Origin of the sequence: Arthrobacter sp. SO5 (assembly GCF_020532805.1) — a bacterium.
Taxonomy (GTDB): Bacteria; Actinomycetota; Actinomycetes; order Actinomycetales; family Micrococcaceae; genus Arthrobacter.
In genome coordinates this window covers 15806-31153 of the sequence record NZ_MQTQ01000101.1, presented here as the reverse complement: position 1 = coordinate 31153, position 15348 = coordinate 15806, and the positions used below count along the sequence as shown (strand labels likewise).

Here is a 15348-nt window from a genome sequence, read left to right as displayed (position 1 = left end):
CGGCGGTCATCAGGTCCTGGACGGAGGCGGGCTGCGCCTTCACGTTCGGATCGCCCGGAAGGACGCCCACGTTTGCGATAGTTTCAGGTCCGCCGGTTCGCAGCAGACGCACGAGATGCTCCCCGCGAAGGGCGGCGCCGGTGCCGTCGGCAGCCAGCGCCGGACCACGGGGTGTAGCTGCCACCAGGGACCCCCTGCCGGCTAGCAGCACGCGGGTCTGGACCAGCCGGGCGAAGCGGAAGGAGTGGGCGCGGAGGGTGGCGCGGTCACCCATTGACGCGACGATGTCGCTGATGAGGTCCTGGCGGACGTCTTCTGTGAGGTCCCGGGTGCTCAGGTCAGCCACCATGGTCCACCGCTCGGCAATAGGAACCTCGGCGAAGGCCGGTCCCAGGACCCACAGTGCCGGGGCTTCTCGTGGCTTGGAACGCAAGAGTCCTTGGGGCAGCCGGACGATGGCGCGGACATGGCCCGTGCGCAGGAGCCCGGAACGGAGTCCGGCGGGACTGCCGGCCAGCGGCGCATCGCAGAGCACCCCCGCCGGGGCGATGATGACCGCCCGCTGCTGGTCGTCCATCTGCAGGACAAGGTGCTCCACAGCCGCGAGAATCTGGGCCGCGTCCATGCCCGGCTGGCCGGGGGACGGGTATTGCGCCACATGGACCACGGGTCCGTGGATGGCAAACTCGCCGCTGGGATCCACCCGGATCTGCCCACCGGTCACGCCATGGACGCGGAGGCGGCGGCGTACCAGGCGGGCAGCGCCGCCGTCGTCGTCCGCTGTCAAAAACGTCACGGGGGCACTCTCGCCGAACGCGTGCACGACGCCCATCAGCAGATCGCTGCCGCCACGGGTGGAGTCGGCAAACACGGCGTTCCCGCCGAGGTCCGCGGCGAGCTCGACGGCGGCCGCCGAAATCAGCCCCACGGCGGATTCGGTGAGGGCGGTGTCCGAATGCTCGCGGAGCCCCGCCCTGAACCGGGCCGCCAGCAGCTGCTCGAACGCGGCGGCCGCGTTGTAGGCGCTATCGACCAGCCGGTCCGTGAACGCCGCAGAGGACGTAAGCGACGGGCCCTGCGCCTCCAGCTCAGAGTACAGAAACGAGTCATCCGGATCGCACTCGTCCGCGACGTCCAGCAGCGCATCCCGGCTCAGCTGGGCCAACGGCTGGCCGGTCATCGCTTTGAGGGCCAGCAGGGCGGTGAGGGAGGCCAGGGTGTTTTCCGGGCTGTCGCTGGCTGCGGTGCGGGGCATCCGGGCGAAGGCGGCGGCGTCGCTGGCGGCTTCCGGGTTGTTGCCGCGTCCGGTGGCGTCCAGCCAGCTGGCGATATGGCCGGCATCGAACAGTTCACGGCCGCCTTCCAGCGCTGCGGGCTCGGGAAACGGGTGAGCCGATCCGATGCTGCGTTTGCGCCACATGGACACGACGGGGCGCTGGACCTGGGCCAGGGCGGCGACGTCCGAAAGCGTCATACGCAGGGCTGCTGCTTCGTTCATGTGCGCCTCCTTACGACGTCGACCCCCAGCCTAACGGGACCCGATGACATTACTGCGGAGGTGCTGATAAGGGGGGTTATCAGTGTTCATTCGTCCCGCTGGTGCAGGGCGCACGTAGCTTCGGTTCTGCAGCGCCGAGGGAATCCTCCGGAGCTGCGACGGCGGCGGGGAACCACGCATTGGGGGACCGGTATCCCGCCGCCGCTCAGCAGCGATCCGACAACAGAGGAAGAGAACATGCTTAACACCGAGACGACCGAATCGGCGGGACCGCACATCAAAGACGTGCTGGGCGAGGCCCGGCCGGCCCAGGATCAGGCCAAGCAGGCACGGAGGAAACGGGTCCTTCCGGTGGTGGCCGTTCTGGCGCTGTTGGTCGGCGCTCTCGGCATCGGAACGACCCTGCCGGACCCGAAGTCCAGCAAAGCCTATGTGGCGCTGGCGGGGGAGAAGGCGGCCGCGGAGTCGGACCGCGACTCGGTCAAATCCGACTACGACTCGATGAAGTCGAAGTACGACACTCTGCAGAACGGTATTGCCGCCCGCGAAGCGAAAGTCCTGGCGCGGGAAACCGAGGTCGGGAAGGCAGACGCGGCCGTCAAGACTGCCGATGCGGCCGTGAAGAAACGCGAAGAGGCGGTGACCGGCGCCGAGAAGACGAAGGCGGCCAACACCATCGGCGACGGCACCTGGACAGTCGGCAAGGACATCGAGGCCGGCACCTACCGGGCGGCGGCCGACGTCGGGGCCACTTGCTACTGGGGCATCTATGCCACCGGAAGCAACGGCGGCAACATCATCAAAAACGACATCCCCGGCGGCGGCCGGCCCTCAGTTGCGCTGTCCGGCGGGCAAGACTTCAAGTCCAGCCGCTGCGGCAAGTGGGAAAAGCAGTAGTCCACACCTTCGCGCAACCCATTCACTCCGGAATCAGCCCAGAAAGGCACCACTCATGACTCAGCATTACCCCGAACAGCCGCACACCGCTGCGACCGCACCGACGGCAGCGCCTCAGCCGCGGCCGTTCTTCAAGAAGAAGCGCTTTCTTATCCCCGCCGGCGTCCTCGTCCTGGGCATCGCCCTGGGTTCGTGCTCCGGTGGCTCCAAGCAGGCGAGCGTCGTTAGCCCCGCCGAGGCGCCGTCGTCGGCTGCCGCTGCACCTGCCCCTTCGGCACCTGCTGTTCCCTCCGCAGCGCCGCCCGCTGCTGCTGCACCTGCAGCGCCGTCGGGACCCGCCGTCGGCGCCCCGTTCAGCGTCAAGATGGGCAACGGCGACGTCGCGAAGATCACGATCGTCTCTGCCGTGCGGACCGACGCCGTGACGTCCACCGCCTTTGCCACGGCACCCAAGAACGGCAGCTACCTGCTCCTTGACGTCCTGTGGGAAACGGAGAAGGGCAAGACCAGTTCCAACCCGTTCTACTTCTCGGCCAAAGACTCCAGTGGGCGCAAAGCTGATCTGAACCTCTTCGCGGACAATCAGCTCGGCTCCGGCGACGTTCTGCCGGGTGACAAGGCGCGGGGCTTCGTTGCGTTCGATATTGCACCCGGTGCTTCGTCTGTGATGATCTCCACCCCGCTGATGCAGGAAGCCGCACGGATCACAATCCCGGGGTAGGGCGGAAGGGGAGCCGTGTCCGCGGGCCATGCTCCTTTGCGACGCTTACAGTTCAACTGTTCACGTAGTGCATTATCAATTGGGGGATTCCTTGACCATCAATAAAGAGCAAGTTTCACCGTATGGGCAGATGCCCGCCGCGAGCACCGGAACCATGGTGGCCCCCGGTGTCGGAACCGTTGACGGCGTTCAGATCTACCAGTTCCGCGGCGGGGCCGCATCCTGGTTCGGCACCCAGATCCTCGGCGTCCTGATTACGATCTGCACCATTGGGATCTGCTACCCGTTCGCCTTGGTCCTGGTCGAACGGTGGCGGGCCAAGAACACCTACCTTCATGGACGGCAGCTTCAGTTCGTGGGCACCGGGTGGGGCATCTTCGGGCTGTGGATCAAATGGGCGCTCCTGAGCATCATCACGCTGGGCATCTACACCTTTTGGGTCTACCCGAGGCTGATGCAGTGGAAGGTCGAAAAGACCGTCTTCGCGTAGCTGGAAGGCCCTGCACCCTTCGGGGGCAGGGCTTTTTCTTGCGTTGGCCAAGGCCATCGCACCCGTGGAAGTTCATTGACGAGCTGCGTTCTCGATGAATTGACAAGTACCTAAGAACGGCAGTGATTCACTATGCCTATGGAAACTCCCAAAGCGCTGAAGGATACGTATAACAGGTGGCAGAAAGCGGGCCGCACGAAACAATCGCCTTCACACTGGAAGCCGCAAGCTTGGGCACGGCAATTGCCCGAACACGCTTCGATTCTCGAGTCTCTCCCAGTGAGGCCAATCGGCCGGACCGACGGTATCGAACTAGTTGGCGACGTCACGACAGAAGAATCCGCCGTACGCGCATTCTTGCTAGCCATGATCTGGGGATACGGACCCGTGGGCTACGGACCGTTTCGAACGCGGCGCGTGCTGGAGTCGCATGATGCTCCGGCCCGTTTGTTGGAAATCGCCAAGATTGCCCGGTTGCAGGGTGGCCTCGCCGCCTTTGAACACATCGAGCAGCGGCGTGCGAAAGATCGGGGCTACCTCAAGTATCTTGGCCCCGTTTTTGGGACGAAGTACCTATATTTCCTAACCGCTTCGGTCACGACTGTGGCTCCTGCGCCAGTGATGGACGCAGTTGTCTCGCGCTGGTTCCGCAAAAACGTCGACGGTGCCCCGTTGAAGGTGATTCCCTGGGATTCTCGCAGCTACGGCGAGTTCCTTACGCACCTGGACTACTGGTCGAAGTCGCTTGTTGGTGACGGCAGCGAGCCGTTGAACCTTGCCGACGTCGAGTACTTGATCTTCGCGTCGGGCGCCAGTTTCGAACTCCGCACGGAATGGTCAGAAGAGTGGGAGAAGGCCGATGCCCGTGCCTCTGTTGGTGATCTCGTGGACCGGCTCCGTGCCGTATTCACGGTGGCACCAAACATTGATGATGCAGCTGCTCAACTGATCGATGAGCTTGAGAGGGCACTCGAATCGAAGCTTCAAGTCGAAGAAGTCGACTAGCCTCCGCCCCCAGAGCCCGGAACGAACCGGCACGACCTCCGGGAACAGATTTGGGTTCTCGGAGGAGCCTCGGTCGCGAGTCTTGGTAGCCAATCTGACTCCGGCCCTGGTGGCGGTGGGCGCGCGCGTTGGTGCACGAGCGTCATCAAATTACAGTTAGTGTCACGGCGAACCGAATCAGATTCAGTCCGCTTAGGCGACTATGCCTCCGTCAGCAGTACGGCGAACCGCGCCCCAGTCCGCCGGCTGGCTCACCGCCCCTCGTTCGCTCGGTCAACCACGTAGACCTGACGGAGGGGTATACGTGTTTGCCATCGCGGTGCCAGCTTCTCATAATGCGTGAGTGTCAGTTCGACGACGTCCGCACCAGTGAGGAGGCGCAGATTTTGTCGTTCACGTTCATAACCGACGGCGTCTTTGCTGTAACTGCCCAGACAGACGAAGAGTGCAAGTTCGCCGTGCGCCAGGGTGCCGCTCAGTCGCTGGACATCAGGCCTCGACTGCTGGGTACTTGTGTGTTTGCACTGGACCTTGATCACCGGCGGTTCGAGTCCCAGGGCGTCCCTATGCGCAATGACGTCGATGCCACCATCTGATGAATACGGCGTGACTCGTGCTTGGTACCCCATGGCTCGAAGGAGGTCGGCTGTGAAATGCTCAAACTCTTCGTGGGAGAGATCTTGCAGCAAAGTTTTCAGGATGAAGTCGCGGGTGAACTGGTCCAATCGGGCAGCGCTTGGCTCGGTCTCGATCCACTCGTCGACGGTTTCCGGTTCGATCCCCTCTGGTTCTTCCTGAGCTATGTCCTCGGCTCCGAATTCTAGGAATCTTTCGAATACCTGGACGTTTTTCTTGACCTTGAACAACGTCAGTGCGGAGCCGATTTCATACAAGGCCTTCTGTGGGAACAGACCGCGAGAGACTCCGGTCTTGATCCAACGGACAGACCGACGGTGCGGGTGCACCGGAGCATCGTGAAGAAATTCGTACTCGCCGGTGATGACACCGAAATTCAGTGTGCTGTCGGCGCGGTAGGGAGCGATGACGATGTCGCCCTTCTTCATCTCGTAAGCGAAGCGGAGGAGAATTCCGGCCCAGACGGGGATGGCGCCAGCCTTGGCCTCGGGATAGGCCTGCTCCAATGCCTTCTTAAGGAGATCGCGGTCGCTCCCGATGGTGCGGATGTCAGGAATGGCATCCCAACCGATGCTGACAAAACCGCCGTCGAGCAGTTCGTTCGACAATGCATCGTTGTGGATTCCCCATACTGCGACCACGTTGGCCTCTATCTTTCCTCGGTGCTGCTCTACATGTGCCTGTTCAGCCTATCGTCGGGGATAAGGACGGCGGATCTACGGTGCTCGCCGACTGAGTCCCCTTGTGCGTCGCCGGACTTGTTCAAGCTGCCTTCACATAAGTGGCGCCGGTATGATGCCATCAGCACTTTCGCCGAGCGCAAAGGAACCCAGTGCGAATCGTCTCGTGGAACTGCTCTATGGCGTACTACAAGAAACGCCACCTGATCGAGGCGCTGCGGCCCGACGTCGTCATTCTCCAGGAGGTCGCCAAGAAGGACATTTCCGCGGCTGAGCAACCCTTCGCGGCATGGACCGGCAGCAACCTTAACAAAGGCCTCGGAGTTATTGGGTTCGCCAACGCCCGCTACAAAATCTCCGAACACGCGGATCCTAATTTGCCCTGGCATCTTCCTTTTTCGATCGACGGACTCAACATCATTGCCCTTTGGGCGCATCAGTTGAATCGCGAGCTCAGGTATGTGCGCGTGACCCATGAGATAGTGGACCGCCACGCTGGATTCCTCGCCGGTGGCAACGCCTTGCTCATGGGGGACTTCAACAGCAACACGATCTGGGACAGGGCGCATCCTAAGAGGAACCACAGCATGCTGGTCGGAAAGCTTGCCGGGCTTGGACTCAGCAGCGTGTACCACCGCGACGCGGTGAAAGATCAAGGGGCGGAGCCGACGAAAACGTACTTTCACACCCGGAACCTCCGGTTCGGGCATCACATTGACTTCGCATTCCTGAGCGACGGCGTCCCGGCCGATCTTCGCGTAGGGGATTCGGAAGATTGGTTGGCGCATAGCGACCACATGCCGCTGATCCTGGACATCGCCCAGTGACACGCGGTTTCAAGGCGCCGAAGCCTGCTCAGCAACCTTCGTGCGCGCTGCACCGAGCTGCCCGCGGCAAGTGGAGACTTCCCGCGAGCCCTGCTTGGAATGACCTTCTCGGGTCATTCCTGCCGGTGTAGATAAGGACCATCTTGCCTGTCCACGGGGAGACGGGTACAGGCCAAGGCCACCGTGATATTAGTGGACAGGGGAACGGTCCTTTGGACCAAGTAGCCTGTCCATCTACATCGTCCGTCCCCCCTCGTTGGGGATGCAGCAGATGTACATCTGATGCTCTCGGATGTACATTTGAGGCATGTCGACCATCAACATCACGGACGCGCGATCACACTTGCCGGAGCTCATCGAAAAGGCCGAGTCTGAGGCGGTATTTATTGAACGCCGCGGACATCGGGCCGCGGTTCTACTATCGCCAGAGCGTTATGAGCAGATGCTTGATGCCTTGGAAGAAGTCGAGGACATTGCGGCGTTCGATGCAGCAATGGCGGAAGAAGGCGAGAACATTCCCTGGGTACAAGTGAAGGCGGATCTGGGCTGGGCATGAGCCCCTACCGGATTGAGCTGCGACCAGCGGCCGTCCGTGCACTCAAAAAGGTTCGCCCCGAGGACCGTGAACGCATTCAAGGTGCGATCGCGCTGCTCGGCCAGGACCCACGGCCGCCCAAGGCAATTGCTTTGAGCGGCCGTCCCGGTTATCGGGTCCGTGTCGGCGACTACCGGATCATCTACACCATCCAGGACGACGTGCTCTTGATAGTGGTCGTAACCCTAGGGCACCGTCGGGACGTATACCAGAAGTGAGGTCCGGCGACGTGCGGGCAAACGTCGCTACGCGGTAGCTCGGCGGTTGATACGTGCGCGCTCCGCCCCACGGATGATCAGTTCGCCTGCCACTCCAATGCCCAGCAGCATCAAAAGATTCCCGTTCCTGGCGGAACTCGCGGCAATGTAGGTGTTCTGCGCAGCAGAAACAGCGGCGATGTCATTGGCGTACCAGCCGTTGACGACAGTCTGCTGCGGGGCGCCTTTTGTCTCGCCGTTGTTCATGGTGTTCTTCAGATCGGCTGCGTTGAGCTCCGACTTCCAGTCCGACGGGCTGCTGCCACTCTGAAAAGCGGGATTGTTGGCTAACCACGTGATGAGCATTAATATGCCGAGCACAGAACCGAGAATGATCCGTGCGCTGTTGGCCGACCGGAGCTTCGCCAGCCTCAGCCGCTTGGCCTTCAGCTTTAGTGCGTGGTCGGGAGCCGGCGGTACATCAGGACCCGCAATTGCGTTGGATGTTTCGTAAGTAGTCATTTCCCCATTTTTCGTATTGTTGTTGCGACCGCCTGGCGGCGGAAACTCTGGTGCGGTTAGCCCCGTGCCTCAGCAAACCGGGGCGCCATGGATTCCATCTGCTCCATGACGGGCTTGATGGCCTCGGGCTGCTTGTCCGGCGGGTAACCGAACCGGACCAGGAGCCGCTTGATCGAGGACCGGAGCTTGGCCCGGACATCATCACGGAAAGTCCAGTCCGTGCGCACGTCCCGGCGCGTCACGGCCACCAGTTCGCGGGCGATGTCCGCCAGGATGCTTCGGCCTGGACCTCCACCGCCGACTCGTTCGAGGCTACGGCGTCGTAAAACGCCAGCTCGTCCGAGTTCAGCGGGGGAGTGAAGTGCGAACCGCGGTTGGCCTCGGCAGCGACCTCCCGCGCGAGCTCCACCAGCTCGGCAGTTGACCTCGGCTGAGGTCAACTGCTGGTTAGTGTACTTCTTCATCAGCTCGGTGATGCGTTCGGAGAACGCCCGCTGGCGGATGACGTTGTTGCGCGTCGTTGCGACGGACTCGTCGGCGATCAACTTCCGTAGCGCTTCTATTGCTAGGGACGGGTTCCGCGCCTGCTGGTCTTGGCGATGAACTCCGGCGTCAGGTGATCCAGCGATGGCTTGGGCATGCCGGCGGCTTCGTAGATGTCGAGTACTTCGCCTGCGGAATTGGCAGAGGCAATCAGTTCGCCGAGCAGGCGCTGGATGTCCTCGGGCACAGGCTCACCAGATGCCTGCCGGTCGGCGGCGTCGTACTTCGCCATCCAGACCCGGATCTCCTCGTAAACCTGGATCTCCGGGCGTAGCTCAGACAGTGTCTCCGACCCTAAGCACAGGGCCCACGCCCTGGACAGCTGGCTGGAGAACCTGCGGTACTTGGCGGCGAGCGACTCCTCGCCGTCGGACGGCTGGTTACCGGGCGTGCCCGGGCTTAGCAGATGGCTCACCGCGCCGTTCACGGCGTTCAGGAACGCCTTGTTGCCGCCCTTCATCAGCACGGACTTCCAGTCGTACCCGGCGAGCAGGGCAGGCAGCGAATCCACCAGGGACACCGTCAAGCCAACAGCCTCGTCGATGTTCTTCCCGACCGGATTCTTGTCCTGGTCCGAGCGCGTGTACTCGCCCAGCGCTTTGGCCAGGTTCTCGGCCAGCGGGGCATACGCCAGCAGCAGCCCGTCTTCTTTGCCGCGGAAGGTGCGGTTCACCCGGGCCAGGGTCTGCATCAGTAGCGCGCCCTTGAGCGGCCGGCCCAGGTACGGGGTGTGCAGGGGCGGGGAGTCGTAGCCGGTGAGCATCATGTCCTTCACGATCACCAGCCCCAGCTCATCGTCCACGTCCTTGAGCCGCTCCTTGATCTGGGCGTTCAACGAGTCGCGGCGCACGTGGTCGGAGACCGGCGGCACGTCGGTCGCGTTGCCGAGTACACCACCTTGATCCAGCCCTTGCCCAGATCATCCCAGTGCCAGTCCGGCCGCAGCTCCACGATCGCCACGCACAGCTTCGCGCAGATTTCCCGCGTTCCGCCCACGATCATGGCCTTTCCCGGCGCCTCGATGAACTTGTGCATCCGGGCGCTGCGGTTGCCCCAATGCGTCACCACGAGAGTAGCCGCAGACGACGGCGCAGCCGCGGGGCTCGCATCGCTGGCCTTGGTGGTGCCGCCGGAACAGGAGCCCAGGGCGATGCGAGCAGCAGGACGCCGGCGAGAACTATACCTTCACGGCCGGCAGCTTAGCTTCATCGGCACCGGGTGGGCCATCTTCGGGCTGTGCAAGTGGCAGGAAAGCCGCACCGTGCTCGTCCGGCTCCAGAACATCGACAACTGCCGGGGCACAACAATGGCGTCCGCTCGCCGACGAAATATCCGGTGGCAGGCGTGGTTGCCGTTCCCTCAAAGCCGCGCAGTTTCTAAGATGAAGGACAAACAGTCAAAGGCGAATTTCAGTTGTGGCCGGGCGGATGTGACCAGCATGGCGAAGAAGGCACCCAGAGAACGCGTTCCCGAGGCCGGGCTCGCCGTAGGCAGGCCGGCGGTGCTATTCACAACCGCCCGGTCCGAGGCCCGTGCTTGTGCTCCCCGAAGCCGTCCAATGGGCAAGCAGCGCCGGCGGGGATTCCGAGCAGAAGTCGATCACTTTCGGGGCACCCGCCTGAGGCCTTGGGCCGGTCCCGTGATTCCCCAGCCCTGGTTCCAGGCGGGAAGGATTTCCGGATGAGCGCCGGCGGGGCGGGTCCCACGGATGGGTGCGACGTGCCGGCTGCCGTCCCCCCGCCAAGGGAGCCAAAGCACTATGTACTCAGAGCTTCCTTTATCGCGCTTGTCATGACCGGCGGTGGACTTGGAGTGCTGTCGCGCTATGGGTTTGAGCAGGCGGTTCCGTCCCCGTCCGGCTGGCCGCTCGCCACACTGCTCATCAATTTGGCAGGGGCATGGGCTCTCGGAGCATTGCTGGAGGGCCTCCACCGCCGGGGACCGGACGTTGGAATACGACGTAGCCTTCGGCTCCTGCTCGGCACGGGGTTTCTTGGCGGTTTCACCACCTACAGTGCGCTGGCGCTCGAATCGGTGCTGCTCCTGGCGCTGGAAAACAGCCCGAGTGCCGCGCTGTACTTGGCGCTGAGCCTTTTCGGCGGCGCACTCGCCAGCTGGGCCGGAATCTGGTGCGGAGCGGCGTTCGACAGGAGGACACTCGCGCGCAGCGCCGCTTCGGAACGTTGATTCTTGGAAATCGGGACCTTTTGAAGGAGGAGAATCCATGACCGTACTCCTGCTGACTCTGGCCGGCGCGGCCGGAGCTGGCATGCGTTTCATTCTTGACAGTCTCGTGAGGCCAAGAGTGCCGACTCCGTTGCCCCTGTCCACGATGGCCATCAACGTGGGCGGCTCTCTACTACTTGGCCTGCTCGCCGGCGCAGTGTTGGCGGCCCGGGTTCCGGCAGAGTGGCAGACCACTTTCGGCACGGGTTTCCTGGGCGGATTCACCACCTTCAGCACTGCCAGTGTCGAAACCATCCGGCTGATTCAATCCCGGCGCAGCGGTCTGGCCGTCATCTATAGTCTGGGAACGCTGGTTTTATCGCTAACGGCCGCCGCCACCGGGATAGGCCTGGGCAGGCTCCTGTAACCCGGTTTCCCTTGCAGGTTGGCGGTTGCGTAGCTTCTCCCCGCGCCCCGGGTCCAGGTAAATAGGCCTAAAGTCCTTAGACCGCGGCACAGGCGACGGCTATCCTATAAGCGTATACCGATCTCGGGGCCAGCTGGGCCAAAGCGTCCCTGTCACCTGGCGCTACTGCGGGGAATTCCAATATTGCATTTCTTTGGCGATGGAGTTGACATGGGCAGCGTGGGTTTGCTTTACGTAGGAGCAGTTTTGTTTATCAACGGCCTCATGCTAGTCGGTGTCATCCCGGGCAAGTCGGCCGCCATCCTGAATTTCTTCGTGGGGACCATGCAGGTGGTCTTCCCCACCATCATCATCCTTCAGGCGAACAATGACCTTTCTGTCATTTTCGGTGCGGCCGGGCTCTACTTGTTCGGCTTCACCTACTTGTATGTCGGTGTGCTTCAGATGACAGGCATCAGTGGCGAAGGCCTCGGATGGTTTTCCATCTTCGTTTCCGCGTGCGCAGTTGTCATCGGGTACCTGCAATTCAGCCTGGTAGCCGATCCGGTCTTTGGCGTCATCTGGTGGGTGTGGGCTGTCCTCTGGTTCCTTTTCTTCCTCCTTTTGGGGCTGAACAAATCTTCACTGACCAAGATGACGGGCTGGTTCACGGTCTTCATCAGTCACCTGACCGGCACCATCCCGGCGTTCTTCCTGCTGCTCGGCCGCTACGAGACCAACAACACGCTCGCGGCACTGGTCGCGGCACTGGCCGCCATCTCTCTGGCGGCTGCATACTTCCTCGGACGGAAGTCGATGCGAAGCAGCGCCCAACCCGGTCCAGCCGCGAACGTGGTCCAGGCCGCCTGACACAGTTGCCCTGGGGCAGAGAGGAAACATTCCATGACCATCTATGAGTACCGATGCCCCGACGACCCGCCCTTCGAAGCATCCCACCGGATCGGGGAGGCTCCCGATTCACTGGCATGCCCATCCTGCGGCAAACCATCCGGCAGGATGATCAGTGCACCGCATTTATCCAAGTCGGGTTCCCCGGCGTTCCGGCTCATTGACTCCACTCATCGCAGCGCATCCGAGCCTGAGATTGTGAACTCGCAGATTCCAGGCACACCCCGGCGTGTCCAGTCATATTCATCCAACCCGTTACATCGGAAACTGCCGCGACCCTAACAGCCCGGAAGCGGCACCCTTCAAAGGAGTTGAAATGCCAGCAAAGATATTTTCCCTGGACTCCAGCAAGAAGTTCGAGGATCAGGAAAAGATCGGCCATAACCGATGGCACCCTGACATTCCGCCCGTGGCGACGGTCAAACCCGGAGATTCATTCCGGGTGGACTGCCGGGAATGGTTCGACGGCGCGATAGTGAACGATGACTCCGCGGAAGATATCCTTAACGCCCCGCTGCTGACGGTACACAAACTCAGCGGTCCCTTCGCGGTCGAAGGCGCCAAACCCGGTGACCTGCTGGTAGTGGACATCCTGGACGTCGGCCCGATCCCGCAGGAGGATTCCGGTCCCCTGGCCGGACAGGGCTGGGGCTACACAGGCATCTTCGCCACCAGCAACGGAGGCGGATTTCTCACTGAACAATTCCCAGACGCGTACAAGGCCATCTGGGACTTCACCGGCCAAGTCGCCACCTCCCGGCACGTACCCGGCGTGTCGTTCACCGGGCTGATCCACCCCGGACTGATGGGAACGGCTCCCTCAGCCCAGCTGCTGGCAAAGTGGAACAAGCGCGAGGGCGACCTAATAGCCACCAACCCCAATCGCGTGCCGCCCCTGGCACTTCCGCCCGAGGCCGGGCACGCGCTCCTTGGACACCTTCCGCAGTCCGATTTCGACCGGGTCGCCGCGGAAGCCGCAAGGACTGCCCCTCCGCGGGAGAACGGCGGCAACCAGGACATCAAGAACATGTCCAAAGGCACCCGAATCTTCTACCCAGTGTTCGTCGACGGAGCCAACCTCTCCCTGGGCGACCTGCACTTCTCGCAGGGCGACGGCGAGATCACGTTCTGCGGCGCGATCGAGATGGGGGGCTTTATTGACCTCAGGGTCGAGATCATCAAGGGTGGAATGGAAACCTACGGGGTGAGCGAAAACGCCATCTTCATGCCCGGCCACGTCGACCCTCAGTTCAGCCAGTGGCTGGCATTCTCCGGCACCTCGGTAACCCTGGACGGCGAACAACGCTACCTCGACTCGCACCTGTCCTACCAGCGGGCATGCCTCCACGCCATCGACTACCTCGGCAAATTCGGATACAGCCCGGAGCAGGCATACGTTATCCTCGGTGCCGTGCCCATCGAGGGGCGCCTCTCCGGCGTGGTGGACATCCCCAACTCCTGTTCCACGGTCTACATTCCGACAGCGGTCTTCGATTTCGATGTACGACCATCCGCTGCCGGCCCCCACCAAATTGATCCGGGGATGGGAGTGCCAAAGGCAAGCAACCGATAGTCTCTATTATCAACCCAATTTCGAGGGCGCCCGGCCAGTGCAGTTCTGGCCGAGCGCCCTCACGCGTGGAACCGAGTGTCCCGCTAGTTCACCGCAATTGCCCTCGAAACCGGCTCGACCGGCTGCCATCCGCGGCGCTAGCGTTGAAGTGGCGTCTGGGATGGACAAATTTGAAGGGTCGCTGGCCAGAGCGCGGACGGAGTACGGCCGCGGCGACTGGTCTGCAGGACATAGTGGTTGCGTCCCGGACAGAAGTCCAGTGTTTGTGTGAGTTTCGTGTCCGAGAATGGACACGGGAGGAGATCCACGAATCACGGCACGCAGACACACCCCCGAGCAGGTCATCGCCGAAGTCCGGCAGGGCCAGAAGATGCTCACCGACGGACGCCCGATGGTCGAGGTCATCAAGGAGATCCAAGTCACCGAGGCGACCTGGTACCGCTGGCTGAACCAGTACGGGTCCGAGAAGAACGCCGAGTCATCCAAGCGGACCAAGGAGTTGGAGTACGAAAACGCCCGCCTGAAGCGGCTGCTGGCGGAGAAGGAACTGGCCATCGACATTCTCAACGAGGTCGCCAAGGGAAAATTCTGAGCCCCGAACCCCGCCGCCGTGCCGTGCGCATGGCGGTGGAGAAGTTCGGGGCATCCGAACGCTTCGCCTGCGCGCTTCTGGGCCAGAACCGGTCAGCGTTCCGCAAGAAGAAACCCGACATGGGTTTCGAGGAAGCCCGGCTCCGGGAAGCCCTGCGCGCCGTGGCGGTGAAGCATCCGGCGTGGGGCTGGCGGAACGCCCGCTGGCACCTGCGGGCCCAGCCCGAGTGGGGCGGCGTGGCGCTGAACAGGAAGCGGGTGCGCCGGCCCTGGCGCGACGAAGGCCTGGTCTGTAAACCCAGGGCGCGGAAGAAGCGCCGGACCGGGCCCGGCGCCGGGGACCATGGCCGAAGCCACCTATTTGGCCGCGGAATGGAAAGCTATCTACAATCATGAACGGCCCCACGGATCCTGGTTACGTCCCGCTGAGTGGTGGAGTTTTCTCGACACCGTGCAGGTCAGTTATTTGATTATGCTGCCGTGAGTTCGGGGAGCATAATCGGGTCCTCTATTGGCGTGGCGGGTGCCGTGTTCATGGCCTTGAGTTCGGTCATGGAGGCCTCGGAGAGGTAGCGGCGGTCGCCGGCTTCCCATTCGTCGTGTTGCTCGACGAGGACCGCGCCGGCGAGCCGGAGAAGGGCTGCCGGGTTGGGGAAGACTCCGACGACGTCGGTCCGTCTCTTGATTTCCTTGTTGACTCGTTCCATGGGATTCGTGGACCAGATCTGGCGCCAGTGTCTGGCCGGAAACCCGGCGAATGCGAGGACGTCATCCCGGGCGTCGCCGAGCATCTCGGCGACCTTCGGGTGGGATTTGGCGAGCATCCGGGTGACTTCGTCGAACTGGGTGTTCACGTGTCCGGCGTCGGGTTGGGCGAAGGCGGTGCGGATGATCGAGGCGACCATGTCCTGGGATCCCTTCGGCACGGTCGAGAGTACGTTTCTCATGAAATGCACGCGGCAGCGCTGCCATGCTGCGCCCTGGAACACCGTGCCGATGGTTTTCTTCAGGCCGCTGTGCGCGTCGGAGATCACTAGTTTCACCCCGTCCAGGCCGCGGGCCTTCAACGATCGCAGGAACGCGGTCCAGAAT

Annotated in this window: 16 protein-coding genes and 2 pseudogenes; 13 read left to right on the top strand and 5 right to left on the bottom strand. The window is 62.6% G+C overall.

The features are described 5' to 3' along the window. A partial coding sequence (locus tag BJG92_RS17215; RefSeq protein ID WP_232085203.1) for a hypothetical protein occupies positions 1-1498 on the bottom strand: 1498 nt, incomplete at its 3' end. A gap of 237 nt (positions 1499-1735) precedes the next feature. Here BJG92_RS17215 and BJG92_RS17210 point away from each other — a divergent pair. The 4 genes from BJG92_RS17210 (at position 1736) to BJG92_RS17195 (ending at position 4611) form a co-directional block, all read left to right on the top strand. Continuing rightward, positions 1736-2395, top strand: coding sequence for a hypothetical protein (locus BJG92_RS17210; protein WP_232085202.1), 660 nt, complete (start codon positions 1736-1738; stop codon positions 2393-2395). 55 nt (positions 2396-2450) lie between these two features. Continuing rightward, a complete protein-coding gene (locus tag BJG92_RS17205) occupies positions 2451-3116 on the top strand; it encodes a DUF4352 domain-containing protein (RefSeq protein WP_232085201.1) in 666 nt (221 codons plus the stop codon). A 91-nt stretch (positions 3117-3207) separates the two neighbouring features. Beyond that, positions 3208-3606: a DUF898 domain-containing protein gene (locus BJG92_RS17200; protein ID WP_232085200.1), complete on the top strand. Its 399-nt coding sequence runs from the start codon at positions 3208-3210 to the stop codon at positions 3604-3606. Positions 3607-3744: 138 nt separating this feature from the next. Continuing rightward, the gene (locus tag BJG92_RS17195; protein WP_232085199.1) at positions 3745-4611 is read left to right on the top strand and encodes a hypothetical protein; all 867 of its coding nucleotides are present in this window, start codon (positions 3745-3747) and stop codon (positions 4609-4611) included. Positions 4612-4862: 251 nt separating this feature from the next. Here BJG92_RS17195 and BJG92_RS17190 read toward each other — a convergent pair whose 3' ends face one another. Beyond that, entirely contained in the window at positions 4863-5888 is a 1026-nt protein-coding gene (locus BJG92_RS17190; protein ID WP_232085198.1) for a restriction endonuclease, read from the bottom strand. A 191-nt stretch (positions 5889-6079) separates the two neighbouring features. Here BJG92_RS17190 and BJG92_RS17185 point away from each other — a divergent pair, with 191 nt between their 5' ends. The 3 genes from BJG92_RS17185 to BJG92_RS17175 all read left to right on the top strand — a co-directional run bounded on the left by BJG92_RS17185 (position 6080) and on the right by BJG92_RS17175 (position 7567). Then, entirely contained in the window at positions 6080-6754 is a 675-nt protein-coding gene (locus tag BJG92_RS17185) for an endonuclease/exonuclease/phosphatase family protein (protein WP_308011682.1), read from the top strand. A 307-nt stretch (positions 6755-7061) separates the two neighbouring features. After that, positions 7062-7310: a type II toxin-antitoxin system Phd/YefM family antitoxin gene (locus tag BJG92_RS17180; protein ID WP_232085196.1), complete on the top strand. Its 249-nt coding sequence runs from the start codon at positions 7062-7064 to the stop codon at positions 7308-7310. Next, the gene (locus BJG92_RS17175) at positions 7307-7567 is read left to right on the top strand and encodes a type II toxin-antitoxin system RelE/ParE family toxin (RefSeq protein WP_232085195.1); all 261 of its coding nucleotides are present in this window, start codon (positions 7307-7309) and stop codon (positions 7565-7567) included. Before BJG92_RS17180 ends, BJG92_RS17175 begins: the two co-directional genes overlap by 4 nt. A 27-nt stretch (positions 7568-7594) precedes the next feature. Here the strand turns inward: BJG92_RS17175 and BJG92_RS17170 are convergent, their stop codons facing one another. Both BJG92_RS17170 and BJG92_RS18650 read right to left on the bottom strand, forming a co-directional pair. Next, a complete protein-coding gene (locus tag BJG92_RS17170) occupies positions 7595-8068 on the bottom strand; it encodes a hypothetical protein (protein WP_232085194.1) in 474 nt (157 codons plus the stop codon). 56 nt (positions 8069-8124) lie between these two features. After that, positions 8125-9679, bottom strand: a pseudogene (locus BJG92_RS18650) (type I restriction enzyme endonuclease domain-containing protein); the annotation flags it as partial. A 723-nt stretch (positions 9680-10402) separates the two neighbouring features. Between BJG92_RS18650 and BJG92_RS17155 the strand changes: the two are divergent. From BJG92_RS17155 to BJG92_RS17130, 6 genes and pseudogenes are all read left to right on the top strand, one after another. Further along, positions 10403-10798 (top strand): CrcB family protein, encoded by a 396-nt coding sequence (locus tag BJG92_RS17155; RefSeq protein ID WP_232085192.1) that lies wholly within the window; start codon positions 10403-10405, stop codon positions 10796-10798. Between the two features lie 37 nt (positions 10799-10835). Beyond that, complete coding sequence (crcB, locus tag BJG92_RS17150; protein WP_232085191.1) at positions 10836-11204, top strand: fluoride efflux transporter CrcB; 369 nt, start codon at positions 10836-10838, stop codon at positions 11202-11204. Between the two features lie 210 nt (positions 11205-11414). Then, positions 11415-12053 carry an AmiS/UreI family transporter gene (locus BJG92_RS17145; RefSeq protein WP_269462135.1) on the top strand — a complete coding sequence of 213 codons (639 nt, stop codon included), beginning with the start codon at positions 11415-11417 and terminating at the stop codon, positions 12051-12053. 33 nt (positions 12054-12086) lie between these two features. Next, positions 12087-12374 (top strand): FmdB family zinc ribbon protein, encoded by a 288-nt coding sequence (locus tag BJG92_RS17140; protein ID WP_232085189.1) that lies wholly within the window; start codon positions 12087-12089, stop codon positions 12372-12374. A gap of 34 nt (positions 12375-12408) precedes the next feature. Next, positions 12409-13665 carry a formamidase gene (fmdA, locus tag BJG92_RS17135; RefSeq protein ID WP_232085188.1) on the top strand — a complete coding sequence of 419 codons (1257 nt, stop codon included), beginning with the start codon at positions 12409-12411 and terminating at the stop codon, positions 13663-13665. A gap of 286 nt (positions 13666-13951) precedes the next feature. Beyond that, a pseudogene (locus BJG92_RS17130) lies at positions 13952-14607 on the top strand (transposase); the annotation flags it as partial. A 119-nt stretch (positions 14608-14726) separates the two neighbouring features. On the opposite strand, the gene BJG92_RS17125 reads toward BJG92_RS17130, so the two are convergent. Then, positions 14727-15348 (bottom strand): transposase (locus tag BJG92_RS17125; RefSeq protein WP_232085187.1); only part of this gene is annotated, 622 nt, incomplete at its 5' end.